At 51.5% G+C, this 23,546-nt stretch carries 21 protein-coding genes; 19 read left to right on the top strand and 2 right to left on the bottom strand.

Going from position 1 to position 23,546, the window contains the following annotated elements; all coding sequences use genetic code 11:
- Positions 1-54: 54 nt before the first annotated feature.
- On the bottom strand, positions 55-789 hold the full coding sequence (locus IEY53_RS33195; RefSeq protein ID WP_308424278.1) for an alpha/beta fold hydrolase: 735 nt from the start codon (positions 787-789) through the stop codon (positions 55-57).
- A gap of 161 nt (positions 790-950) precedes the next feature.
- On the opposite strand from IEY53_RS33195, the gene IEY53_RS33190 reads away from it, so the two are divergent.
- From IEY53_RS33190 to IEY53_RS33170, 5 genes are all read left to right on the top strand, one after another.
- Positions 951-1,421: an SRPBCC family protein gene (locus tag IEY53_RS33190; protein ID WP_189032402.1), complete on the top strand. Its 471-nt coding sequence runs from the start codon at positions 951-953 to the stop codon at positions 1,419-1,421.
- A gap of 43 nt (positions 1,422-1,464) precedes the next feature.
- A complete protein-coding gene (locus IEY53_RS33185) occupies positions 1,465-1,809 on the top strand; it encodes a YxiJ family protein (RefSeq protein WP_189032401.1) in 345 nt (114 codons plus the stop codon).
- A 141-nt stretch (positions 1,810-1,950) separates the two neighbouring features.
- Positions 1,951-2,553: a sigma-70 family RNA polymerase sigma factor gene (locus IEY53_RS33180; RefSeq protein WP_189032400.1), complete on the top strand. Its 603-nt coding sequence runs from the start codon at positions 1,951-1,953 to the stop codon at positions 2,551-2,553.
- Positions 2,480-3,805 carry a DUF4179 domain-containing protein gene (locus tag IEY53_RS33175; RefSeq protein WP_189032399.1) on the top strand — a complete coding sequence of 442 codons (1,326 nt, stop codon included), beginning with the start codon at positions 2,480-2,482 and terminating at the stop codon, positions 3,803-3,805. Before IEY53_RS33180 ends, IEY53_RS33175 begins: the two co-directional genes overlap by 74 nt.
- Positions 3,806-3,869: 64 nt before the next feature.
- Positions 3,870-4,418 (top strand): nucleotidyltransferase domain-containing protein, encoded by a 549-nt coding sequence (locus IEY53_RS33170; RefSeq protein WP_189032398.1) that lies wholly within the window; start codon positions 3,870-3,872, stop codon positions 4,416-4,418.
- 429 nt (positions 4,419-4,847) lie between these two features.
- On the opposite strand, the gene IEY53_RS33165 is transcribed toward IEY53_RS33170, so the two are convergent.
- Positions 4,848-5,633 carry a DeoR/GlpR family DNA-binding transcription regulator gene (locus IEY53_RS33165; RefSeq protein ID WP_308424277.1) on the bottom strand — a complete coding sequence of 262 codons (786 nt, stop codon included), beginning with the start codon at positions 5,631-5,633 and terminating at the stop codon, positions 4,848-4,850.
- Between the two features lie 179 nt (positions 5,634-5,812).
- On the opposite strand from IEY53_RS33165, the gene IEY53_RS33160 reads away from it, so the two are divergent.
- The 14 genes from IEY53_RS33160 to IEY53_RS33095 all read left to right on the top strand — a co-directional run bounded on the left by IEY53_RS33160 (position 5,813) and on the right by IEY53_RS33095 (position 23,363).
- Complete coding sequence (locus IEY53_RS33160; protein WP_189032397.1) at positions 5,813-7,579, top strand: L-fucose isomerase; 1,767 nt, start codon at positions 5,813-5,815, stop codon at positions 7,577-7,579.
- A 27-nt stretch (positions 7,580-7,606) separates the two neighbouring features.
- Positions 7,607-9,034, top strand: a complete 1,428-nt coding sequence (locus tag IEY53_RS33155) for a rhamnulokinase (RefSeq protein ID WP_189032396.1) — start codon at positions 7,607-7,609, stop codon at positions 9,032-9,034.
- 34 nt (positions 9,035-9,068) lie between these two features.
- Positions 9,069-9,719: a class II aldolase/adducin family protein gene (locus IEY53_RS33150; protein WP_189032394.1), complete on the top strand. Its 651-nt coding sequence runs from the start codon at positions 9,069-9,071 to the stop codon at positions 9,717-9,719.
- A 12-nt stretch (positions 9,720-9,731) separates the two neighbouring features.
- The gene (fucU, locus tag IEY53_RS33145) at positions 9,732-10,160 is read left to right on the top strand and encodes an L-fucose mutarotase (protein WP_189032392.1); all 429 of its coding nucleotides are present in this window, start codon (positions 9,732-9,734) and stop codon (positions 10,158-10,160) included.
- Between the two features lie 401 nt (positions 10,161-10,561).
- Entirely contained in the window at positions 10,562-10,819 is a 258-nt protein-coding gene (locus tag IEY53_RS33140; protein WP_189032390.1) for an SGNH/GDSL hydrolase family protein, read from the top strand.
- Between the two features lie 12 nt (positions 10,820-10,831).
- Entirely contained in the window at positions 10,832-12,676 is a 1,845-nt protein-coding gene (locus IEY53_RS33135) for a sensor histidine kinase (protein ID WP_189032388.1), read from the top strand.
- Positions 12,639-14,264 (top strand): response regulator, encoded by a 1,626-nt coding sequence (locus IEY53_RS33130; RefSeq protein WP_189032386.1) that lies wholly within the window; start codon positions 12,639-12,641, stop codon positions 14,262-14,264. Before IEY53_RS33135 ends, IEY53_RS33130 begins: the two co-directional genes overlap by 38 nt.
- Positions 14,265-14,478: 214 nt before the next feature.
- A complete protein-coding gene (locus IEY53_RS33125) occupies positions 14,479-15,849 on the top strand; it encodes an ABC transporter substrate-binding protein (protein ID WP_189032404.1) in 1,371 nt (456 codons plus the stop codon).
- Between the two features lie 21 nt (positions 15,850-15,870).
- Positions 15,871-16,773, top strand: coding sequence for a carbohydrate ABC transporter permease (locus IEY53_RS33120; protein WP_189032384.1), 903 nt, complete (start codon positions 15,871-15,873; stop codon positions 16,771-16,773).
- Between the two features lie 13 nt (positions 16,774-16,786).
- Positions 16,787-17,623 (top strand): carbohydrate ABC transporter permease, encoded by an 837-nt coding sequence (locus IEY53_RS33115; protein WP_189032381.1) that lies wholly within the window; start codon positions 16,787-16,789, stop codon positions 17,621-17,623.
- A gap of 48 nt (positions 17,624-17,671) precedes the next feature.
- Complete coding sequence (locus tag IEY53_RS33110) at positions 17,672-18,676, top strand: glycoside hydrolase family 130 protein (RefSeq protein ID WP_189032379.1); 1,005 nt, start codon at positions 17,672-17,674, stop codon at positions 18,674-18,676.
- A 6-nt stretch (positions 18,677-18,682) separates the two neighbouring features.
- Positions 18,683-21,763, top strand: coding sequence for a glycosyl hydrolase (locus tag IEY53_RS33105; protein ID WP_189032378.1), 3,081 nt, complete (start codon positions 18,683-18,685; stop codon positions 21,761-21,763).
- 173 nt (positions 21,764-21,936) lie between these two features.
- The gene (locus tag IEY53_RS33100; protein ID WP_189032375.1) at positions 21,937-22,692 is read left to right on the top strand and encodes a class I SAM-dependent methyltransferase; all 756 of its coding nucleotides are present in this window, start codon (positions 21,937-21,939) and stop codon (positions 22,690-22,692) included.
- Positions 22,693-22,988: 296 nt separating this feature from the next.
- Positions 22,989-23,363 (top strand): hypothetical protein, encoded by a 375-nt coding sequence (locus IEY53_RS33095; RefSeq protein ID WP_189032373.1) that lies wholly within the window; start codon positions 22,989-22,991, stop codon positions 23,361-23,363.
- Positions 23,364-23,546: the final 183 nt, after the last annotated feature.

The raw sequence follows: 23,546 nt of genomic DNA, 5'->3' as shown, positions 1-23,546 counted from the left end.
AAATGCACTTCGACTTAATCACCCAAGAATCCCACTGCTTTAGCTGTGGGAGTGTCAAATTAGCAATATTTGTCCATCGTGCTCTCCCAGTATAAAATGTTGAATGCAATTTGCTAGCTGTTCCGCATGTGTTAGGACAAGCATATGATCGGCCCCTTTGATTGTGGCAAACTGAATCGCAGGGACACGCTTAAAGTGCTCGGCGATATTATACATGTCCGGCCATTCTATGGTTCCTTGTATGAATAACGTATTTGCTGCAATTTTCTCTAACCGTTCAATCGCAGGCGGCTCTGGCCACAGGACCTCAAAGCATGTCCACTCGGTAAATACCCTTGTCATGTAGTGAGCATGCATTTCACTCAGAAAACTCCTATGAGGGCTAGCCATAGTAGACCGATAGATCGGTGCGGCTAAGGACAACTCCACAAGTTTAGAAATATCGGGAGCGGCCGCATTCACCGATGTCATATAATTGGTAAATTCCTGCGAATATACAAATCCCGTTACTGAAGGGGCAATCACCACAAGTTGCTCGACCATGGAAGGATATGATAACGTAAAATCAGTCGCGACCTGCCCACCCATGGAATGGCCGACAAGTGTGACACGGTCTAGTCCGAGATGTTCGAGAAGTTTGCGCAAATCCTCCACAAGTGAAGCCGGCTCTTGCATAGCAGGCGAGCGACCGGTTCCCCGACCATCGAAGGTAATGACCTTGAAGGATTGCGCTAGTTCCGGCACCATATACCTCCACACCCTTGAGTCGACACCTCCCGAGTGAATCATGACTATTGGGGATCCATCCCCTTCGATTTCGTAAAAAAGTTCCACTTTGTCAACCTCCCCGATATGGTAATACTATCCTGCTTATCATTATAGTTATGACTGGAACTATTTCAAGTAAATCAGAAAGTTCTTATAAGGCTCGATGACAAGGAGGAGAAAATATGATTGACAACGTTAATAGAAAAGACTCCGCAGCACGAATCATAAGAGCATCAGCGCAGGCCATATATGCTGCATTTCTGGACCCACAAGCCTTGGTAAAATGGCTTCCGCCGGAAGGGATGATGGGCCATATCGATGAATTCAATGCTCGGGAAGGCGAGGCCTTCCGAATGACACTCACCTATGTCGATACCAATCATTCAACTGGAAAAACATCGGAAGACACTGACGTAATTCAGGGGAGATTTTTGGAGTTAGTTCAGTACAAACGAATCGTACAAAGGATCGAATTCGAATCTGAAGATCCCTCTTACGCCGGTGCAATGATTATGACTTGGAATCTTAAAACTGTCTCAGAAGGTATCAAAGTAACTATCGATTGCGAGAACGTGCCTGAAGGAATCGGGCAAGATGAGCATGAAGAAGGACTGAGATCCACGCTAGCAGGCCTTGCTGCTCTTCTTGAGTAAGATGCAGGATTGTTTTCGTGGCCAATCTCTAGGGGGTACTTAGATGGATGATATGATCTCAAAATGGTCTAGCCTCAATTTAAATAAACCGTTCCCGTATAAAGATACGAATAAATTACGAGCCGATTTTCTTCCGGAGGAGGACTTTTTTAATTGTGATTTTAATTCCTACTGCATGAATATAGCGGGCAGCCTGAGTTACATATTAGAAGGCAAGTCGGTTGAGATTCCTCCAGAACAAATCGACAGGTTACGGTATTCGTTTTTTGATCTCTTTTCCGAATATAAATTCTTAGAAGATAAAGTCAGCGGGTATCACGATTTTGTTCAGAAATACAGGAACTTTGAAGAGGCGAGGCAAATGCTCCTGATGTATTTATCTAAATAATTTAGATCAAGGTAATCTTCATACCTCCGCAACCTCCTAGGGATAGGGTAACTTCCCTGTGGCTTGGTTGTGGAGATTTTTTTTGTACAGAATGAACTTTTATGACCTCTGCGATCTCTTATCTATGAAAGGGGGGAGAACATGAATGTAAGCCGTCTTGTCAAACAGGCCCAAAAAGGCAACAAGGAAGCTTTATTACAACTAATTTTAGCCGAACAGGACGCTTATTATCGTCTTGCTTACAGCTACATGAAAAATGAGCATGACGCTATGGATGTAATGGAGGACATGATTGTTACGCTTTATGAAAAGGTGGATCAATTGCAAAAAGGCGAAGCCTTCTACAGCTGGAGCAAAACCATTCTCGTCAATCGTTGCAAAGCTGTGCTCCGTAAAAAGGAACGATTTCTTCCACTGGGGGACGAGCGAGAACCATCACTTGCTGCATTAACTGACGATAATCCATATCGCTATATGGAGTCTGAGATGGACATACAGGTGCTGCTCTCTCACCTGAATCCACAGCAGCGGGAAGCGATTGAACTTCGTTACGTACATGATCTTCCGTACCAGACGATTGCGGATATGACCGATGCACCGGTGGGCACAATCAAATCAAGAATTTCGCAAGGCATCCAAAAACTGAAAGCCATGATCGGAGGTGATCGTTATGAGAACGATCGAGGAGAGCTTACAAGAGCACAAACAGATCTTGAATATCGTACAGGCTCCGTCAGAACTTGAGGGCAGGCTTCGAAATGCACTTGAGCATATTCCTACTAAGAAAAGAAACATGAATAGAGCGATGACATGGGTGGCATCATCCGCTGCAGCACTCCTTTTGACTGTCGGAATTTATCAATATCCTGCATTTGCTTATTTAAGTGGTAAGTTGTTTAATAAAACCGAGCTGATCTCTCTAAGCTTTTCTGAATTGGCGGAGCAAGGATACGGTCAAACCGTCAACAAAAGTAAAACGCTTGATGACGGTACTGTCATTACCATTAACGGGGTTATTGCGGACGATAACGGATTGCTGATGTATTACACCATTGATCGCCCTGTTGGCTCCGTATTTACTGACGACGGTTTATTCCGTTACGGTGTGGATAAAATGAAGGGGTTCTTCACGGATTCACGTATGCAAGAAGGAACTGCTGGTGCTGGCAATAGCAAAGATAAGACCCACATCGAGGGAGTATATAAATTCGAGCCGGTTAGTCCATTCTCCAGAACATTAACCGTTACATTCAGTGAGCGGCTAGACAATGGGGAACAGGCATCCTATCCGATCTCCTTTAGGTTTGAAGCGAATAAAGCGATGAACAGTATACTTGTAGAGGACATTTCACAATCCGTTCCCGTCGATCAGGGGACTGTCTACTATGACTCCATTACAGCTTCGCCAACTTCAACCCTCTTGAAGGGTCATTATAAAATGGATTATGAGGGACACCCGAGATTTTCAGGTGAAACAAAGCTTTATGTGAATGGAACAGAAGTAGAATCATGGGGAATGCGGTCGGATGATTCCGCTGGAAAGGACATCCCGGGATTTGAACTTGAATTTGATGTGCTTCCGACAGACAAGATCGAGACCATTGAACTGGTACTCGAAAATTTCCCCGGATATCAAAAAGTAGAAGAACCCATCTCCCTAGCCTCACCATCCGATCAATCCATCCAAATTGGGAATGAAAAGCTATGGATTCGAAGCGTCACAAAAACCAATACAGGCTATGATATCGTTATCGCCAGGAAACAATTCACAATCTTGGAGACGGAAAATTTATCCGTTCAAGCTGGTGGTACCGCAGTTCCCGTATCAACAATTTCCCCGCCACGTCCGTGGGATCTCAAAAACGGTAACATCCTGTGGGAGCAGACGTATTCTTTTAACACAATGGAGGAACCGGAATGCCTGCTGCTGGACGGATTTCACTATATTAAAACCTATGACAAGACAATATCTATTCCTCTAGATATCAAAAAATAAAATCATACGCTTGTTACAACCGCTCAAGGGGGGAGTACCTATTCATACTGATTTAGATTTTATCATGGATGTAATGAAACATTACCGGAAACCTTGGTTTATAGCTGGAGGCTGGGCGGTCGATATGGCCTTGGGCAGAGTAACAAGAGAGCATGAGGATCTCGATCTTTGTATCTACCGCGAGGATGCAGCAGAAGCACTTCAATATTTTCAAGAATGGGACATTAAAGTCGCTGTACCCGGTGAAAACCGGCTTGTTGACTATGAAAAGGATAGCGATTTAGCGCTGCCCAGATACTGTTTGCATCTTTTTAGGGACAAGGATTTTGTAGAGATTCTGCTTACTGAACGTGAGGGGGATGAAATTCTTTTCCGCAAAAATAAACAGATAACCCTGCCTGCAAATGACTTTGCCCTCAGAGATGGTGAAGGAAGGCCCTATGTTAATCCGGTGTGGCAGCTGCTGTTCAAAAGTTTGAACCCGAGAGAGAAAGACCATAAAGATTTCTTCAATTCCCTCCCATGTCTAAATGATCAGCAGAAGCTGTGGCTTACAAGTGGAATACGCACAATGAAACCTGACTCCGAATGGTTAGTGGAACTGGCGGATTGAGTAGCTGCTTCCTTACGTTGATACCAGGCTTTCACTGCACTTTATACATCAGGAAGTGGGTAAACTTGGCTAATTTTTGATTTGAGTGTATTTAGTGCATCAGAAATAGCGGAAAGGGCTGAAAACCGTCTGTTTTCAAAATTTCCACTGTACGAAATGCATCAGAATTGACTTTTGAGCCACTTCAGAGCAATTCTAATGCACTAAATACACTAGAATAGTGACGTAGAACTCACTCAGCCACCTATAATAAGCGCATACATAAGGCGGGAGGTTAATTGATCTTTTTGAAAACAAACCATAACAGCAAGATTAAGCATACACCCACTGCCACAAGCACAACCGGAAACCACAGCGGAGCAGATTGACTGTACATCAGGTTAGGGATTCCCATCCTGCCGTTCACCTCCTTCCGCCGGGGCTGGATTCTTAGGCTTGTTCATCGACTGAATAGATCAGAGAAACCTGATACTGCTTCAGGAAGCTGATCCATTCGTCGCTGGGTTTCTCGTCGGTCACAATATAGTCTACTTTATCGTAGCTGAACAGCTTGATGAATGCAATCCGGTCGAACTTGGAATGGTCCACCAGCAAGACTACCTTGTTCGCCTGCTGCTGCATGAGAATCTTTAGTTCGCTTTCCGCTTCATTCGAGTCACAGATTCCTCCGGTCATAGACAATGCTTTGCAGCTAAAAATAGCCACATCCACGTTATATTTCTGAATCGTCTGTGAAGCAGTGGGTCCGACAAAAGAGCTGGTCTCCGGCCCCAGGGTACCCCCCGTCGAAATCAGCTTGTGCCCGGAATATTGGTATTCCGAGAGCACAACGAGAGAATTGGTAATCACCGTCAGGTTGTTTTTTCGCTCAATAATAGTCCGCAAGGCCTCAAATACGGTGGAGCTCGTATCCGTCACCAGACTGTCGCCGTCATTGATCAGCTGCAGCACATTGGCCGCAATCGCCTGCTTTGCCTCCAAATTGACCTGATGCCTGCTGGCATAGGAGGGGTCCTCGCCCGTGTGTGCGTTAAGAATGGCGCCGCCATAATTCTTTTTGGCAATGCCTTCCTTATCCAGTTTATCGAGATCCCGGCGTATGGTCTCTTCAGAGACCGCAAATTTCTGCGCCAGATGGGCAACATGTACTTTTTTGTGGCGGTAGAGCTCATTGATAATCAAGTCCCGCCGTTCAAATGCCTTCATGAATTTCATTCACCTCATTCCCCAGTGTACTACAATCTAGATGAAACCCACAATACATCTTTCTAATATCACATAATTCCACATTAATTTAATTACAATTGTGGATTTGTGTTGACTTAAGCGCTTACGGAATTTATGATGAGGGAAGAATACAGACTCTGGTGTGATACTCAAGGGAGGAAGAAGAATTGGCAGCTAATTATCCGAAGATTGGGATTCGTCCGACTATTGATGGCAGAAGACGCGGGGTGCGCGAATCGCTGGAGACCCAAACGATGGGGATGGCGGAGCGGGTGGCGGCATTTTTGCAGCAGAACTTATTTTATCCGGATGGTTCGCAAGTGGAATGTGTAATTGCTGATACGACGATCGGCGGGGTGAAGGAAGCTGCTGCTGCAGCCCGGAAGTTCTCCGCAGCGGGTGTAGGTGTGTCCATTACCGCGACACCTTGCTGGTGTTACGGTTCGGAGACAATGGACATGGATGCCGGCATCCCGCATGCGGTATGGGGCTTCAATGGTACGGAACGGCCCGGGGCGGTATATCTGGCTGCGGTTCTGTCTGCTTATGCGCAAAAGGGAATTCCGGCGTTTGGCATTTACGGTGAGGATGTGCAGGAGTCAGGCAGTGAAGAAATTCCGGCTGATGTGCAGGCCAAGCTGCTCCAATTTGCCAAGTCGGCGCTGGCGGTGGCCTTGATGAAAGGCAAATCTTATCTCTCCATGGGTTCGGTGTCGATGGGCATCGCGGGTTCAATTGTCAACGAACAATTCTTCCAGGAATACTTGGGGATGCGCAATGAATATGTGGATATGTCGGAGTTTGTGCGCCGGTTGGAGGAGGGCATCTACGACAAGGCCGAATTTGAGCGGGCCTTGGCCTGGGTGAAGGCGAACTGTAAGGTAGGAGCGGACAACAACCCGCCGCATCTGCAAATCAGCGACCAGGCCAAGGAAGAACAGTGGGAGACTTGCGTCAAAATGACGCTGATCGCCCGCGATCTGATGATTGGCAATCCCGAGCTGGCCGCCCTCGGCTTCGAGGAAGAAGCGAACGGGCACAATGCGATCGCCGGCGGGTTCCAGGGACAGCGGCACTGGACGGACCATTTTCCGAATGGGGATTTCATGGAGACGATCCTGAACTCTTCCTTCGACTGGAACGGGACACGTGCACCCTATATTGTCGCAACGGAGAATGACAGCCTGAACGGTGTGACCATGTTGTTCAATTATTTGCTGACGAACACCGCACAGATTTTTGCTGATGTCCGCACCTTCTGGAGCCCTGCGGCCGTGGAACGGGTGACCGGGCATAAGCTGCAGGACGAGGCGGCAGGCGGACTACTGCATCTGATTAACTCCGGTTCGGCCGCACTTGACGGGACAGGAGAACAAAACGCGGATGGCAAACCCGCAATCAAGCCCTTCTGGGAGATCTCCGGGGCGGAAGCGGATGCCTGTCTGGCACAGACCCAGTTCCGTCCAGCTTCGCAGGAATATTTCCGCGGGGGCGGTTTCTCGACGGATTATCTGACCAAAGGCGGGATGCCGGTGACAATGGCCCGGCTCAATCTCGTCAAAGGAGTTGGACCCGTCCTTCAATTGGTAGAGGGCTATACGGTAGATTTGCCGGAAGAGGTGCATAAGACCCTGGACGAACGGACAGATCCAACCTGGCCGACGACCTGGTTCGCGCCGAAGCTGACAGGCAAAGGTTCGTTCCAATCCGTCTATGATGTAATGAACAACTGGGGTGCGAACCACGGTGCGATCAGTTATGGACATATCGGTGCCGATCTGATTACGCTGGCTTCCATTCTGCGGATTCCGGTCAGCATGCACAATGTGGAGGAGTCTCGTATCTTCAGACCCCGGGTCTGGTCATTGTTCGGGACGGAAGAGCTGGAGGGTGCGGATTACAGAGCCTGCCGGAATTTCGGGCCTCTCTATTAAAACTTCGGGTGAAGCAGGTGGGGGAGCATGAGTGAAATGGTTAAGCTGCTGGCGGTGGATTTGGGAGCAAGCTCGGGCAGAGTGATGCTGGGAGCCTATGACGGTGAGCGGATCTCCGTGGAAGAGATTCACCGTTTTGCCAATATCCCGGTCAAGGCCAGCGGGCATTTGTATTGGGATGTGCTGAGGTTGTTCCATGAGATGAAGCACGGAATCCGCCAGGCTTTCCGGGAGCATGGGGAACTGCTGTCGCTGAGTGTAGACACCTGGGGTGTGGATTACGGCTTCATTGACCGGCAAGGCCAGCTGCTATCCGCTCCCCATCATTACCGGGACCAGCGGATGACCGCACACCGCTTCCGGCTAGAGGAGCTGCTGCCGCCGCGCGAGCAATTCAAGCTGACCGGCAACCAGCCCGACCTGATTAACACGGTCTATCAGTTGTATGCCGATCTTCAGGATCGGCCGGAGCTGACGGCAGCCGCCGACAAGCTGCTGATGACCCCGGACCTGTTCCATTACCTGTTCTCCGGGGTGGCAGCTGCAGAGAACACGATCTGGAGCACGGGAGGACTGCTCGATGCCGTCACCGGTGAACCTTCCGCCGAGCTGTTCAAGAGGCTGGATCTGCCGCTGTCCTTGATTCCCCCGCGCGTGTCCGCAGGGACAGTGCTGGGTACGATGCTTCCGGACATTCAGGAGGAGCTCGGCATCGGACCGATACAGGTCATTGCCGGAGCTTCACATGATACGGCCTCGGCCATAGCTTCCATCCCGTATACGGAGAAGAATACGGCGGCTTTTATCAGCTGCGGGACCTGGTCACTTGTCGGAATGGAGACGGCAGAACCCGTCATTACGGATCAGAGCTACAGCTATGGCTTCACCAACGAGAGCTGTTGCGGCGGTACAAACCGTCTGCTCAAGAATCTCACTGGCCTCTGGCTTCTGCAGGAAACGCATAGGGAGTGGGCCGAAGCGGGTGAACCTGTCACCTACAGCGAGATGGTCCGGCTGGCGGAGACACTGGATGCTGCACCTGCCATCATTGATCCGAATGATCCGCTATTCAGTACACCCGGAGCCATGACTGGACGTATTGGCGAATACTGCCGTAGAACGCAGCAACCGGTGCCGCTGACGAAGGCCGCCATTATCCGCACGATTCTGGATAGTCTGGCGCAGGCTTACAGCCGCACGATTACGGAACTGGAGACTGTGACTGGACGGAGAATCAAGACTATTCATATGGTTGGCGGCGGCATTCAGAATGAATTGCTGTGCCAGCTGACGGCAAATGCTACCGGGCGGGAGATCGTAGCCGGGCCGGTGGAGGCCAGTGCCCTCGGCAACATGATCGTTCAATTGGCTGCGCTAGGCAAGCTGAATCCGGCCAGGGCCGGGGAACTGGTGAGCCGCTCTTGTACCCTTGCCACCTATTCGCCGATGGGGTAATCAATCATACAGGATAAAGAGGAGAGAACTCATAATGGATCATTTGGAACAAGAATTGCGTTTGCAGATTTGCGATATTGGCCGCAACCTGTTCAATAAGGATTTTATCGCCGCCAATGACGGCAATATCTCCGCCCGTCTGTCGGAGAATGTGATTCTGACCACTCCAAGAGCGGTGAGCAAGGGATACTTGAAGCCGCATATGCTGGTCAAGGTGGATTTGCAGGGAGAGGTGCTGGAAGCGGCTGAAGGCTACAGCCCGTCTACTGAGGCCAAAATGCATCTTAGAATTTACAGGGAGCTGCCCGAAATGAACGGTGTGGTGCATGCCCATCCGCCGTATGCGACCGCGTTCGCCATCAAAGGAGAAGCGCTGGACAAAATGATGATGCCGGAGTCCGTCATCATGATCGGAGATATTCCACTGGCGGAATACGGCACTCCGTCAACGGAAGAGATTCCCGATTCCCTGATGCCTTTTCTGGGTAAAAAGACAGCGGTCCTGCTGGAGAACCACGGGGCGCTGACCTGGGGAACCGATGTGATGGAGGCTTACCTGAACATGGAGCGTCTGGAGTATACGGCCAAGCTGACCTTTATTACACGGATGCTGAAGGGGGAGCGGGAGCTGCCGCAGCACCGGATTGACGAGCTGGTGGCGCTTAGAAGCTTTTATGGCAAATAAGGAGGCTGAACCATGCTCAAAAAAATCCCCAAGCTTTTGTCCCCCGACCTTGTCCGTATCCTGATGGAAATGGGCCATGGGGATGAGCTTGTGCTTGCGGATGCCAATTTCCCGGGGCATTCCCTGCACAACAGGGTGCTGCGCTGTGACGGAACCGGAATCCCGGCCTTGCTGGATGCAGTCCTGGAGCTGCTGCCGCTGGATCATTACGCGCCGCATCAGGCGGCCTTTATGGCCGTTGTTAAAGGCGACCCGGCAGTTCCGGCCATTTGGTCCACCTACAAGGAGCTGCTGGCAAAGCATGATAAAGACGTAACCGTGCAGTATGAGGAGCGGTTCGATTTCTACAACCGTGCCAAGCAAAGTTATGCGATTGTCGTTACGGGCGAAGAAGCGTTGTACGGCAACGTGATTCTCAAAAAAGGTGTAATCCGGAGCTAGGCACGGCGGTACAGACCGCTTACTGCATTGTATCCTTAGAAGAACCGATATTCCCCGCAGCGTGGGGGGATCCGGTTCTTTTCTGTTGTTTGGGAAATGATGCAATGCCCAAAAATGTGGATATCCTGGAAGCTTCAGATGAAATAGCGGTGCAGGGGGATTGGGCTCCATCAGCGGAGTGAAGCGGACAGAGAAGACCCTATTTTGCGAAAAAGTGTGTTTTCCTGGCGAATTCGGACTCAGGAGCCGTTATATCGTTCGTTTGAGCCTAGAATGAAGGGAGATAGGACAATTAGCGGAATCTCTGTCCGATTATCCTGCTGAATAGACGAATCCTCCCCAATAGCGGAATCTCTGTCCGTTTGTCCTGCTAAATAGACGCGGCATTATCGAGAGGAATCATGGTCATTCTGTTGACACCTACCTGGGATCGGTCGTATGGTACAGGAGACACGGCTTGGCTATCGCTGGTTCAACATGCCTTGCAGATCAGAAGGCTGGCACAGGAATATGAGGTGGGATTAAGCGACAGCTTCCAGTGCTTCAGCGGCTATATCGACAACGGCGGGGAACTGGAGGAGCTGCTGTCCTTTGTGAACCACCCCAATGAACGGGGCCATGAGCTGATCGCCAGGGAGCTGACGAACTTTTTTGTATAGAAAGGAGCAGGCATGAGGACCCTCAAAGACGGGTGCAACCTGATTCGGGCAAAGATCAGTGAAAATTATTATCGGATATCGATCAAACAGAGGGTGCTGCTCTCGTTCATTGTTTTGATAACGCTGTCAATCAGCGCCATGGGCACCCTTACGTATTGGATTGCGGCCAAGGAAATTCAGAATAATGCGTTTGAGACCCGCAAGGAAACGGTGGACAAAACCACCCAGCTGCTGGATTACCGGCTGAATGATGTGGCGATGTCCGTGCAATCGCTTATGCTGAGCGATGCATACCGGCAGCTTATGATCGATGTTCAGGCCCATGATGTGACGAACTATTATGTACATTTATCCGAGATGCAGTATGTGCTGTCCCAGGTGACATTCAATGAACCGATGATCGAAAACGTTCTGATCGCTACCCCGATCGGTGATTTTTATTCGACAACCCAGATACGTTCACAGCATTCCTTTTATGGCTCGGAATTGTACGACAACAGCAAGAAGAACCCGGGCGGCTATTGGGCCAAAGGCCACTATGACCGCTTGTTCACCGGCAATGGACGGGTTATTTCCTTTGTGGTGCGCGGTATTTATGATCATACGCCGATTACCAATGTGTTCATTGTTGTCAATCTCCAAGAGAGCAAAATTGCCGGCCTGCTGAATCAGAATACTTCGAAGCAGGAGCCGGGTTATTTTATGCTGAACACGGAAGGGGAAGCAGTGCTTGAAACAAGGCTGCCGTATCATCAGCAGCTGCCTAAAGATCCTGCTTTTCTCCGGGAGACGACAAGCGGAAGCCAGGGTTATTTCTTCTACCCGTTTAGCGGCAAGGAATATCTGATCAACTACAGGCAATCCGCTTCTGCGCCTAATTGGATTCTCGCGGGAATTCAGTCCAAGGACGAGCTGCTGGGCCAGCTCAAAGGGGTGCAGCGTGCAACCTTGTATGTGATTGGCGTGTTCCTGCTGACGACCTGGTTTTTCTCCAATAAGCTGACGGCGGTGCTGCTGAAGCCGTTGTTCAAGCTGAGCAGGCTGATGCGGAGGGTTGAAGAGAACCAGCTCAGTGTTTCTTTTGAGAGCAAATACAATGATGAGATCGCACAGGTCGGCTTCCAGTTCAACCGGATGATGGCGGAAATCAAGACCTTGATTGAAGATGTGCGGGAGAATGAGGAAGGCAAGCGGCATGCGGAGATCCGGGCACTGACAGCGCAGATGGAGCCGCATTTCCTCTACAACACCCTGAATACGATCTACTGCAAGTCGGTGCTTGGGGAGAACCAGGATGTGAATGAGATGATTCTGGCGTTGTCGCAGATGTTCCAGCTTGGGCTTGGCGGAGGCAAAGACCTGATTCCCCTGGGGGACGAGCTGGCCCATGTGCAGCAGTACTGCGCTATCCAGCAGAAATGTTATGAGGAGCTGTTTGAATACCGCGTTATGATAGAAGAGGAGGAGCTGCTGTCCTTCCCTGTCCCCAAAATCATTCTGCAGCCGATGGTGGAGAACAGCATCCAGCACGGGTTCAGCGACCGCAGGGAAGGCGGATTCATTACCGTCCGGGCGTCATTCGAGCAATCCATGCTGCATCTGGTGGTGGAGGACAATGGAACAGGCATGGATGTGGTGAAGGTACAGGAGGGGATGGCCAGACAGACCGTATCCAAAAAAGGGTATGCACTGGTCAACATCCGGCACCGCCTGCAGCTCTACTATGGCCCGGATGCGCGGATGGAGCTGTCCGGCGAAGCCGGAAAAGGTTCCCGCACCGATCTGTGGATACCGCTGAGAGAAGGAGGCGCTTTACTCTATGAGACAGCAGCAGGACATCCGGTTATGCGTCATTGATGACATTAAAAGCGTAGTCGATATGATCTCGCGCAAGCCGCCATGGGCGGAATACGGGATCGAAGTGGCCGGGACGGCACTGGACGGGGAGGAAGGCCTGCGCCTCATCCGGGAGACACAGCCGGATATTGTGCTGACCGACATCCGTATGCCGCGGATGGATGGTCTGGAGATGACCAAGGCCATTCTGGAGTTTGCGCCGGCCTGCAAAATCATCATTCTGAGCGCCTATTCGGAGTTCTCCTATGCGCAGCAGGCGATCCGGCTGGGAGCCATGGATTTTGTGAAGAAGCCGTTCTCGCTGGATGAGATTGTGAACATAGTGCTCAAGGCGCAGCAGCTCTGTCTCCAGGAACGGCAGGAGCTGGCCAAAATCCAGATCATGGAGGAGAAGATCAAGGAAAGCTTGCCGATTCTGCGGCAGGAATATCTCACCTTTCTGATGCAGCATCAGACCCCGGAGCACAGCGCCAGGTCGCGCTGGGAATACCTTGGCATCCCGCTGGCACAGCAGGATTTCATCGTCTTTATCGCCGAAATCGATCATTTTGCGGAGAAGTATCAACACCAGCCGGTTCAGGAAATTGAGCTGATCCGCTTCAGTCTGCAGAATATACTGGAGGAGACCGTATCGGCATGGACGAACGGGATTATTTTCCGGGAAGCAACGAACCGTTATGTCTGCATCATCAACGGGACTGATCCGGATTGGGCTGGACAGATTACCGAAGCCTGCTGTACCCATGTGAGCCGCTATTCCCGCTGCACCATCTCAATCGGTCTGGGGCTCTGCGTCTCCACGATTCAGGAGCTGGCGGATTCTTACGGACAAGCCCTGAGTGCGCTGGCGTATCATTTCTATACTGAGGGCAATGCCGTATACAGCTATGCCAATATTGTGAATAAGCCAAGGACGATGAACCATTATTCGGCTGCGGCCGAACAGGATTTCCTGTTCGCACTTCGCTCGGGGAATCTGGAGAAAAGCCGGGCGGTGCTCCAGAACATCTTTGATGCGCTGCTGGAGCTGGAGCCGCTGCCGGAGCCGCAGTATGTTGAGAACATCGGTTATGAGCTGGCGTTTAGAATCTGCCGGGTTATGCTGGAGCAATTTCCCTACGAGAAGGTTCAGCTCCTGGAACAACAGGTCAACCAGCTGAGAAGCCGGCTCCATCCCACACTTCAGGAAATCCGTGCTTTGCTTAATGCCTTATGTGCAGAGGGCTGCCGCTGGATTGAGGAGGAGCGCTCGCGGGAGTCCACGCGGATCATACATGAAGCCAAAGCGTATATTCTCGCCAATCTGCACACGAGCTTAAGCCTGGAGCAGGTGGCGAGGCAAATCAATCTCAGCCAGGGCTACTTCTCGAACCTGTTCAAAAAGGTGATGGGGGTCTCCTTCCAGCATTTTGTCATGACCGAAAAGATGGAGAAAGCGAAAGCGATGCTGATCGAAGGGCTCCAGGTCCAGGAAATTGCTACGGAGCTTGGATATGAGCACCGGCGATATTTCAGCGAGATTTTTAAGAAATACACCAACCAGACACCCTCCGAGTTCAAAATCTCCTATTTAGGAAAGAGGGAATAACAGCAGAGATAACGGGGATGGGGTTGCAGCTATGGCTGTGGTTCCATCCCTTTGTCTTGATGTCTAAAACGCCCCGGGAGCTAAAGCTGGAGCAGTTCCACAGATACCTGCCCTTAATGTGGGCTTACCCGCATTATGCGGCAAGGCGTGCTGCACTATAATCAAGTTGTAAGCGAAATCACTGTAAAGAGCCATGAGGGGGATAACAGCAATGATGAGTAAACGATTCGCCTTAACTTCGTTAAGTGTGGTACTTGCCCTGGGTCTGACCGCATGCGGCAGCAATGCAGAGAGTAATTCGGCAGGTTCGGGCAACAGCAAAGAAGGAGAGAAGACCAAGATCAGCTATTGGACGGGAGACCGCCATGATGCCGAATTTGTGAAAGAGAAGGTAGCCGCGTTCAATGAGACGAACACCGACGGAATTGAAGTCGAGCTGGTCGTTAAGGGCGATGACTTCGATACGGCCCTTGATTTGTCTTTTCAGACCGCAGACTCGCCGGATGTGATCCGGGTCAAGGAGAATACCATCGGCACCTTTTATAAAAAAGAATATCTGGCTCCCATTGACGAATTTCTGACCGATCCGCTAAAGGATAAATTTCCGGCGATGGATGACCTGAACACCTTTGACGGCAAAAGATACAGCCTGCCGAATTACGGGACCACCATGAGACTCATCTATAACAAGGATTTGTTCGCCAAAGCGGGGATTGAGAACCCGCCGGCCACACTGCCGGAACTGGTCGATACGGCCAAAAAGCTGACTGAAGCGGGCAAAGCGGATGGAGCCTATGGCTTCGCACAGAACTTCAAGAATCCGCCAAGCGCACTCGGGCGCTCTTCACGGGTCATCGCGGAATTAAGCGGGTTCGGCGGCTTTGGTTATGATTTTAAGACGGCGCGTTTTGATTTCAGCGGGTTCAAGCCCATCATAGAGACCTTCAAGCAGATCAAAGATGACGGCAGCATGCTGCCGGGCGTGGAATCGCTGGATATCGACCCGCTGCGGGCGCAATTTGCCGAAGGCAAGATCGGGATGTACCTCAGCTTTTCCTCGGAGCCGGGCGTCTACAGCACACAGTTTCCGGCCAAAATCGACTGGGCTGCCGCTCCGGCACCAACCATTGACGGCAATGTGAATGGGGCTTCGGGTTTTCTGGGGGGACAATGGCTGGCGCTCAGCTCCAAATCCAAACACAAAGAAGCAGCGTGGAAGTTCATGGAGTATATGTACAGCGATGCAATCCTGACCGACTATCAGGAAAAAGGCTTTGGAATTTCCATGGTGCCCTCCATCAGTGCGGCTGCCAAAACTCCGGACGTCAAAGGCATTGAAGGTTTTCTGCCCAATGCGCATGACGGTGTCTGGCCCGTGTATCCAACGGTAGCTCCGGAAGGCATGAAATCCGATGACGCCTTTTTCAAATACATGCTTAACGGCGGCGATCTGGACGCGGTCATAACGGACCTGAACAAACGTTATAATGCGGCGCTGGATGATGCCATTGCCAATGACGGATTGAAAGCGGAACCGGACCCAAGCTTTGATCCGGCGGCACTCGGAGGCAAGTTCGCCAAATAAAGCAGAACATGGAGAGAAGCTATGAACAAAACCAAAAACGCCGTTTTTTCCTACAGCTTTTTATTCCCCAGTGCCATTCTCACACTGGTTCTGGGGATTTACCCCATTGCCTGGGCGTTCCGCTATATGTTCTACAACTACAAAGGTTATGGTGAGGCCCGGTTTACCGGGCTCGACAATTTTAGTCGTGTCCTGCACGACAGCCAGTTCTGGGATTCAGTGGTGAATACCTTTGTTTATGCAGGCGGCAAGCTGCTGCTGTCCATCCCGCTGTCCCTGCTGCTGGCGGCGATTCTGAATCGCGGGCTGCGGGGCAGGCACTTGCTCCGCGCCGTTTTTTTTATGCCAACGGTCATCAGCACAGCCGTAATGGCGGTAGTCTTTTTCACCATATTCAATTCCTACAACGGGATCTTGAATCAGTTTTTGATCAAATTTAACCTGACGTCCTCCGGAATCGACTGGCTGGGGCCCAAACACGCTATGCTAACGGTGATCCTGGTGGCGGTGTGGGGGGCGGTCGGCAACTACATGCTGCTGTTCCTGGCCGGACTGCAGAATATTCCCGAAGATGTCTATGAGAGCTCGGCCCTCGACGGGGCCAATAAAGTCCAGCAGTTCCGCTACATTACGCTACCGATGCTGGGACCAGTGATGCAAATGGTCATCATGCTGGCGATTATTACGGCACTGAAGGGTTATGAGAGCATTATGGTGATGACGGAGGGCGGGCCTGCGGGGAAGACGGAAGTGATGTTCCTGTATTTGTACAAATTATTTTTTCCTGTCGGCGGCAATGGCGCTTCGGCCCAGGTACAGGAGTTTGGGTATGGCAGTGCGGTTGCCTTTGTGTCTGCGCTGATCGTAGGCATCATCTCGCTGGTCTATTTCTATGCCTCCAAACGAATGAATCGAACCGATTGAGGAGAGTGGTCACATGAGAACCAAAACCCTGCTGGGAAAAAGTATATTATGGATTTTTTTGCTCGTCTTTGCGTTTGTAACTCTGATTCCCGTGGTGATTACGATCCTCGGTTCCTTCAAAACCAACAGTGAATTGACGACCGGCGCTACCTTCCTGCCGAGCCTATGGAAATTCTCCAATTACAGGGAGGCCTGGGAACAGGCGAATTTCTCCACGTATACCCTCAACAGTCTGATTGTAGCGCTGACTACGGTGGTGGGCACTTTGCTGGTCGCTTCCATGGCGGCCTATGTGGTGGAACGGATGACCTTTTTCGGTAAAAAACTGTATGTAGGCATGCAGGCCTTCACCATGTTTGTTGCCGTGGGCGCTGTGGTGCTGCGCCCCCAGTTCGACCTGATGGTCAAGCTGAACCTGCACAGCTCGCTGTGGGGTGTCATCCTGATCCTGATCTCCGCGCATGCCTCTATTTTTTTTATCTTGTTCAGCTTTATGAAAGGCATCCCGCGTGAGCTGGATGAAGCTGCACGGATCGACGGCTGCTCGCCGGGCCGCACGTTCTGGCGGATTATTCTGCCGCTGCTGGGACCCGGCCTAGGGGTAGGTGCGTTATTCACCTTCCGCGGCGCCTGGAATGAATATTTGCTGCCGCTGGTATTCACGATGACGAAGCCGGAGCTTCAGACCTTGACTGTCGGCCTGGCCAATCTGAAATACGGCATTTCGGCAGCCTCGCAGACCCACTATATGATGGCCGGCGCCTGCTTGTCCATTCTGCCCATCCTCGTCGCCTATATTTTTGCCAACAAATCATTTATGCAGATGACTGCCGGGTCCCTCAAGGGATAAGCGGGTTTGCCAGCCGATTTAATTCAAATAGCCAGGAGGTTTAACCCCATGAAAGTCAAGGTTCCAAGCATTCTGAAATCCAGCCCGCTTATCCGCCGCCATGCGGAGAATCCGATTCTTGACGCAACGCGTGTGCCCTATCCGACCGCACTTGTCTTTAATGCAGGCGTGACCAAATTCAAGGGACGGTACGTCATGGTCTTCCGCAATGACTACGGTTCGCTTGCGCAGCAGACCCTTGAACCGCATCATACCACTGATATGGGTATTGCTTTCAGTGAGGATGGCATCCACTGGGAGGTCAGCCCGAAGAAATGCTTCCGGCTGCATGATGAAGAAATCATCCGTGCGTATGATCCGCGCCTGACCGTGATTGACGGCCGTTGTTATATGTGTTTTGCCATCGATACGAAACACGGCATCCGCGGGGGGATTGCGGTGACGGACGATTTTGAAGAGTTCGAGATTCTCAGCTTGTCCTCGCCGGACTTGCGGAATATGGTGCTGTTCCCCGAGAAAATAGGCGGCAAATACGTCCGTCTGGAACGGCCGTTTACCGTGTACAGCCGGGGAGGGGAGGACCGGTTCGACACCTGGATCGCGGATTCTCCCGATCTTAAATACTGGGGCAACTCGGATCTGCTGTTCGGCGTGGAGCATGTTCCGTTCGCCAATGACAAGGTGGGTCCGGGGGCGCCGCCGGTGAAGACAGCAGCCGGATGGCTGACAACGTTCCATGCTGTCGATATTGACCCGGACCGGGGCCAAAACGGCTGGGAGCCGGAATGGAAGAAACGGTATACGGCCGGCATCATGCTGCTCGATCTTGCGGATCCGAAGATCATTCTCGGTATGTACAAGCAGCCGCTGCTCGCACCCGAGGCCGGTTATGAGACCCATGGCGGCTTCCGCAACAACGTTATTTTTCCGGGCGGCATGATTCTTGAAGATAACGGGGAGGTCAAAATTTATTACGGCTCCGCCGATACCATGGAATGTCTGGCGACGGCTCATGTCAATGATTTGATTGACCTCTGTCTGAAAGGCAGCTGATAAGGAATGGAGAAAATCTGGCAGGAGCTGAAGTTGCCTTCGGCCGATTACCGGCCGGTCCCGCTCTGGTCATGGAATGACCGGCTGGAGCCGGGGGAACTGGAGCGGCAGATTGAGGAGATGCACCGGGCGGGAATCGGCGGATTTTTTATGCATGCCCGGGGTGGGCTGCAGACCCCGTATATGGGTGAGGAGTGGATGGAAGCGATCCGCACCTCCATTACCAAAAGCCGGGAGCTTGGCATGAATGCCTGGTTCTATGATGAGAACGGCTGGCCAAGCGGTTTTGGCGACGGGAAAGTGCCGGCGAAAGGGATCGCTTACCAGCAGAAGCGGATGGTGGTGGAAACTGCACCTTTTGAGCGTGAAGCGGAAAAGGTTATCGCATATTATGCTGCGGACATGATGGGTTATCATCTGTTGAACGCCGGGGAAGTTGACCGTGCAGATCTGAGAATCTGCTATGAAGTCAATCCCTATTACACGGATACGCTCAGTAAGGAGGCGGTGGGAGAATTTATTGCCACCACCTATGAGGCCTACTGGCAGAAATTCGGGGAGGAATTTGGCGCGGAGCTTCGGGGTATCTTCACCGACGAGCCGCAATTTGCACGGGGCGGGCTTCCCTGGTCCTTTGAGCTGGAGGCAGCTTTTGCAGCCCGTTATGGTTATGATCTGAAGCGTGTGTTACCCTCGTTATTCTTTAATGAAGTAAATGCGGCCAAAGCCCGCTACGACTACTGGGATTGTGTGACCTTCCTGTTCACGCAGGCCTATGCGAAGCAAATCGGCGACTGGTGTGCGGACAAAGGCTGGGCGGCAACCGGGCATGTAGTGGATGAGCAGGAATTGATGCATCAGGTTACTTCCGTCGGTGATCCGCTGGCCTTCTATGAATATTTACAGATACCCGGCTGTGACTGGCTGGGCCGCTTCGTCAGCATTGAAGCAATCGTCCCCAAGCAGGTTGGTTCCGTAGCCCGTCAGCTCGGCAAAAAACGGACAATCACCGAGAGCTACGGCTGCTCCGGGTGGAATGTCAGCTTCGCCGATCTGAAGCGGATCGGGGAATGGCAGTTTGTGCATGGCATCAATTTGCTGTGCCCGCATTTGCAGGGCTACAGCTTGCGAGGATTACGTAAGCGGGATTATCCGCCTTCGTTGTTCTACCAGCAGCCCTGGTGGGGCGATTACAAGGGTTTTAATGATTATTTTGCCCGGCTGTCCCTGCTGCTGGCTGAGGGAGCTGGGCAGGCGGAGGTGCTGCTGCTGCATCCAGTACGCTCAGCCTGGATCGCCCAGTGCGGAGAAGACTCTTCCGCAATTGTCCCTTATCATGAAGGCTTCGCCAACCTGTCGAGATGGCTGTGCCAGCACTTCATTGAGCATGATTATGGCAGCGAGAGCATTATTGGCAGCCATGGCCGGGTAGAGGGCGGGCGTTTTGTCATAGGCGAAGCCGTATACCGTACAGTGATTATTCCGCCAAGCCTTACGCTGGACCGGAGAACCGTGGAGCTGCTGCAGGAATTTGTCAGCCAAGGAGGGGGACTGATCGCCTGCTCTCCGTATCCGGTATTGGTAAACGGGGAGGAAGATCCTCTGCTTCAGGAGCTGCTGAGCTGCGCCGTTAAGCCGGAGGGGAGCCGGGAGAGCTTGCTGGCGGCGGTGTCTGCCTTGTCGGCACCGTGCATCCGGCTGAGTAATGCTGCCGGTGAGGCTGTCGTCTCGGACGAGATCAATGTCCGCACCCTGCAACTGGACGATTCGTTTCTGTATTATCTGGTTCACTCCGGGACGGAGAGTTATCCGCTGCTGAACGTAGATCTGAACCGCAAGGGGACAGTCTCTTTGGTTAATCTGGAGACTGGGGAAGTGGAAAGGCTGGGGCAGGGGCAAGTACAAGAGCAGAGCGGTTCACGCTTGTCGTTGCCGCTCTACCCCGGCCAGTCTTATATGCTGAAGCTTGTGCCTGACGCAGGGGAAGTAACGCCAGCTCCACAGCAGCCTCTGTCCGAAGTTCATGCAGAGAGTGGACACTTGGTGAATATTGAACTTGCGCCCGAGTGGGAGATTGCAGCAGCGGATTTGAACAGCCTGACGCTGGACAATGCGCGGCTTCGAGTAGCCGGAGGGTCCTGGTCGGAACCGCAGCCCGTGATTTTTATTCAAGAGCAGCTGCTGGCTTATGGCCGACCGGTGCCGATCGGGCTGCAATTTGAATTTCAGGTTGACTTCGAGGTGAGCAGTCCGCGTGAGCTGTATCTTGTAGTAGAGCGGCCCGGGGAGCTGGTGATGGAATTAAACGGTGTCCCGGTAGCGGCAGCCGACTGCGGCTGGTGGAGGGATATTTCGTTCCGGACCCTCGATATCGGCGGGCTTGTGACGGCAGGGCGGAATACACTGGTGCTGGGTATGGAATTCCGCAGCTCACCCGAATTATCGGCTAAGCTTGCCCGGGCCAGGCAGTTCGAGGCGGAAGGGAACAAGCTGACTATTGATCAGGAGTTGGAGAGCATCTACCTGCTGGGCAGCTTTGGTGTGGAGTCAGCCACACCATTCACCCTGGGGGAGCGCAGTGCGGTGTTTACGGAGGGACCCTTCCGCTTGACGGAGCCTCCGCAGCGGGTCCGCTGTGGGGATCTGGCACAGCAAGGGTTTCCGTTCTTCTCCGGGAGCCTGCGTTTGCGGCAGACTCTGGATCTGGAGGCCATTCCGGCTATGGGGGCGGAATGGATCTATCAGGCTCCTCCCGACGCCATAGTCACCAAGCTGATCATCAACGGCGTTGAGGTACGTACTTTTCTATGGGCGCCGTATCACGTTGACATTACCCGATGGTTGAACTGTGGAAGCAATGTGATTGAGCTGGAGCTGACGAACAGCTGCCGCAATCTGCTGGGTCCGCATCATCATATCAAAGGCGAAGTATACAAGGTTGGACCGGACAGCTATAAGGATACCCCGGGCTGGACGGACAAGGATCTGGACCGGGATACGCGGGTATATCAGCAGCGGTATGCGTTTGTGCGTTTTGGACTGGCGGCGTCCCCATTGATAAATGGAGGGGAATCCTTTACAGTTTAGAAGAATCATCCTTACTCTAATGAGGTGAAAGCAATGGTGTTGAAATTCGGTAAATGCCCGGTGCAGTTGAACCGATCTGATAGCAGATTGTGCCGGGCCTAGAAGCAAGACCGCTGTTATCAGTCAACTGCACCTGTCCGCATGAACGACTATATGTGTGAGAGGGGTACAGTATGAGAGCCGATGAATGGAAAAAGATATGGAAAAGTGAAGAGGAGAAGACCTTCCAGGGATGGGATTTCTCCTATATCAATAACCGAACTCATGAGCAGCCGCTGCCTTGGGATTACAAGGAATGGGTGCTATCGTATATGCAAGTCGCCAGCACCCTGCTGGATATGGGCACAGGCGGAGGCGAATTTCTGCTCTCCCTGTCGCCGCCGCCAGGCAGAACCTATGCGACGGAAGCTTACCCGCCGAATGTTGAATTATGCCAAAAGACACTTCCCGCTTATGGAATTGACATCAGACAGGTGTATGAAGATGATCTGCTGCCGTTTGACAGTGCGTTTTTTGACCTGGTGATGAATCGCCATGAATCGTATGCCGTGCAGGAGATTCACAGAATTCTCAAGCCGGGCGGAATCTTCGTGACCCAGCAGGTTGGGGGGCAGAACAACAGGAAGTTGTCCAGGTTTTTGCTGGACGCGGATGCCTCATTGACGGCCCCGGGGTTTAATCTGGCGGGGAGCATCCGTGAGCTGGAGGCGGCAGGTTTCACCATTCTGGAGGCCCGGGAAGCTTTCCCCGTCATCCAATTCTATGATGTGGGCGCACTGGTCTACTTTGCCAAAATCATCGAATGGGAGTTCCCGGGGTTCTCCGTCGAACGCTGTTTCGATCAGCTGTGCAAGCTCCAGCAGCAGGTGGAACAAGACGGCTTCATTGAAACCACTGAGCATAGATTTGTGATTATTGCCCGGAAATAGCAGGATTTGCTAAGAGGGGTGTCCCATAAGCCGTAAAAGGCGGCTGCTTGGGATACCCCTCTGCGTATTGCGTATCGGGCAGGATCGTTCTCTGCTTTGGGACTCATCCGAAGCAGTACTTAAGGTTGTATGGCTTGGGATGGTCGGTGATTTGCTGGGCCAGGCGGGCGGATGGATAGATGACAATAAACAGCGAGTCATGGTTAGGGGTTACATAGCGAGTGTAATCAGGTTCCTAACGATTTTATCAAGTATCAAGCAAAATAATTCAGAGACGAAGAGAGGAGAGCACTAACATGGAAAACGTATCAAATGTAGATAAATTGGAATCAATACAATCCTTCCAATCGACAATCAGTAAATCCGAAAATGCCTTGGCCCAGATGACTCAGAAAGGCGCAAATACTACCTTATTAAAGAAACGACTCAAAGCTCTTTACATCGGCTTAGCTATGCTAGAAAACGTTTGGAATCAAAGAGCCCATCATTACACCCAGGAAGATTTAGCAGAAGCTCGCAATGTTCTTACTGGTTTATTCCCATCAATTGAGAACATTTATACTAAGTCAAAGGCAGGTAGTCCTCAAAAAACTCTTTTAGAAAGAAGAATTAAAGCATTGGAACTAGCTGTTCAAGCGATTGACGATCTTTCCAATGATAAACCTATCTAACTAAATAGAGTATTTAAAGTGCAGTCAAACCAAGATGCCATCCACCTGACCAGATACGCACTATCGGACCACCATGGGAAGCAAGGTCCGTATAATGCTTGTAATGAATGGTTTTAGATCAGTTAAGGGTTAGTTTTAGGAGCCAATTTGGTCTGCTGCTGGCGTTCGATGTATTTTGTGCAG

This window comes from Paenibacillus albidus (assembly GCF_014644435.1).
GTDB classification, from domain to species: domain Bacteria; phylum Bacillota; class Bacilli; order Paenibacillales; family Paenibacillaceae; genus Paenibacillus_AQ; species Paenibacillus_AQ albidus.
This window is presented reverse-complemented; position numbering and strand designations above follow the sequence as displayed.

What these genes read in the sequence shown, in the direction of transcription:
- IEY53_RS33180 (WP_189032400.1), top strand. Translation starts at nt 1,951, where the DNA reads ATGAATGTAAGCCGTCTTGTCAAACAGGCCCAAAAAGGCAACAAGGAA.
- IEY53_RS33170 (WP_189032398.1), top strand. Translation starts at nt 3,870, where the DNA reads ATGGATGTAATGAAACATTACCGGAAACCTTGGTTTATAGCTGGAGGC.
- IEY53_RS33095 (WP_189032373.1), top strand. Translation starts at nt 22,989, where the DNA reads ATGGAAAACGTATCAAATGTAGATAAATTGGAATCAATACAATCCTTC.
- IEY53_RS33110 (WP_189032379.1), top strand. Translation starts at nt 17,672, where the DNA reads ATGAAAGTCAAGGTTCCAAGCATTCTGAAATCCAGCCCGCTTATCCGC.
- IEY53_RS33130 (WP_189032386.1), top strand. Translation starts at nt 12,639, where the DNA reads ATGAGACAGCAGCAGGACATCCGGTTATGCGTCATTGATGACATTAAA.
- IEY53_RS33120 (WP_189032384.1), top strand. Translation starts at nt 15,871, where the DNA reads ATGAACAAAACCAAAAACGCCGTTTTTTCCTACAGCTTTTTATTCCCC.
- IEY53_RS33105 (WP_189032378.1), top strand. Translation starts at nt 18,683, where the DNA reads ATGGAGAAAATCTGGCAGGAGCTGAAGTTGCCTTCGGCCGATTACCGG.
- IEY53_RS33195 (WP_308424278.1), bottom strand. Translation starts at nt 789, where the DNA reads ATGATTCACTCGGGAGGTGTCGACTCAAGGGTGTGGAGGTATATGGTG.
- IEY53_RS33190 (WP_189032402.1), top strand. Translation starts at nt 951, where the DNA reads ATGATTGACAACGTTAATAGAAAAGACTCCGCAGCACGAATCATAAGA.
- IEY53_RS33150 (WP_189032394.1), top strand. Translation starts at nt 9,069, where the DNA reads ATGGATCATTTGGAACAAGAATTGCGTTTGCAGATTTGCGATATTGGC.
- IEY53_RS33125 (WP_189032404.1), top strand. Translation starts at nt 14,479, where the DNA reads ATGAGTAAACGATTCGCCTTAACTTCGTTAAGTGTGGTACTTGCCCTG.
- IEY53_RS33155 (WP_189032396.1), top strand. Translation starts at nt 7,607, where the DNA reads ATGAGTGAAATGGTTAAGCTGCTGGCGGTGGATTTGGGAGCAAGCTCG.
- IEY53_RS33140 (WP_189032390.1), top strand. Translation starts at nt 10,562, where the DNA reads ATGGTCATTCTGTTGACACCTACCTGGGATCGGTCGTATGGTACAGGA.
- IEY53_RS33175 (WP_189032399.1), top strand. Translation starts at nt 2,480, where the DNA reads ATGAGAACGATCGAGGAGAGCTTACAAGAGCACAAACAGATCTTGAAT.
- IEY53_RS33185 (WP_189032401.1), top strand. Translation starts at nt 1,465, where the DNA reads ATGGATGATATGATCTCAAAATGGTCTAGCCTCAATTTAAATAAACCG.
- IEY53_RS33115 (WP_189032381.1), top strand. Translation starts at nt 16,787, where the DNA reads ATGAGAACCAAAACCCTGCTGGGAAAAAGTATATTATGGATTTTTTTG.
- IEY53_RS33135 (WP_189032388.1), top strand. Translation starts at nt 10,832, where the DNA reads ATGAGGACCCTCAAAGACGGGTGCAACCTGATTCGGGCAAAGATCAGT.
- IEY53_RS33165 (WP_308424277.1), bottom strand. Translation starts at nt 5,633, where the DNA reads ATGAAATTCATGAAGGCATTTGAACGGCGGGACTTGATTATCAATGAG.
- IEY53_RS33100 (WP_189032375.1), top strand. Translation starts at nt 21,937, where the DNA reads ATGAGAGCCGATGAATGGAAAAAGATATGGAAAAGTGAAGAGGAGAAG.
- fucU (WP_189032392.1), top strand. Translation starts at nt 9,732, where the DNA reads ATGCTCAAAAAAATCCCCAAGCTTTTGTCCCCCGACCTTGTCCGTATC.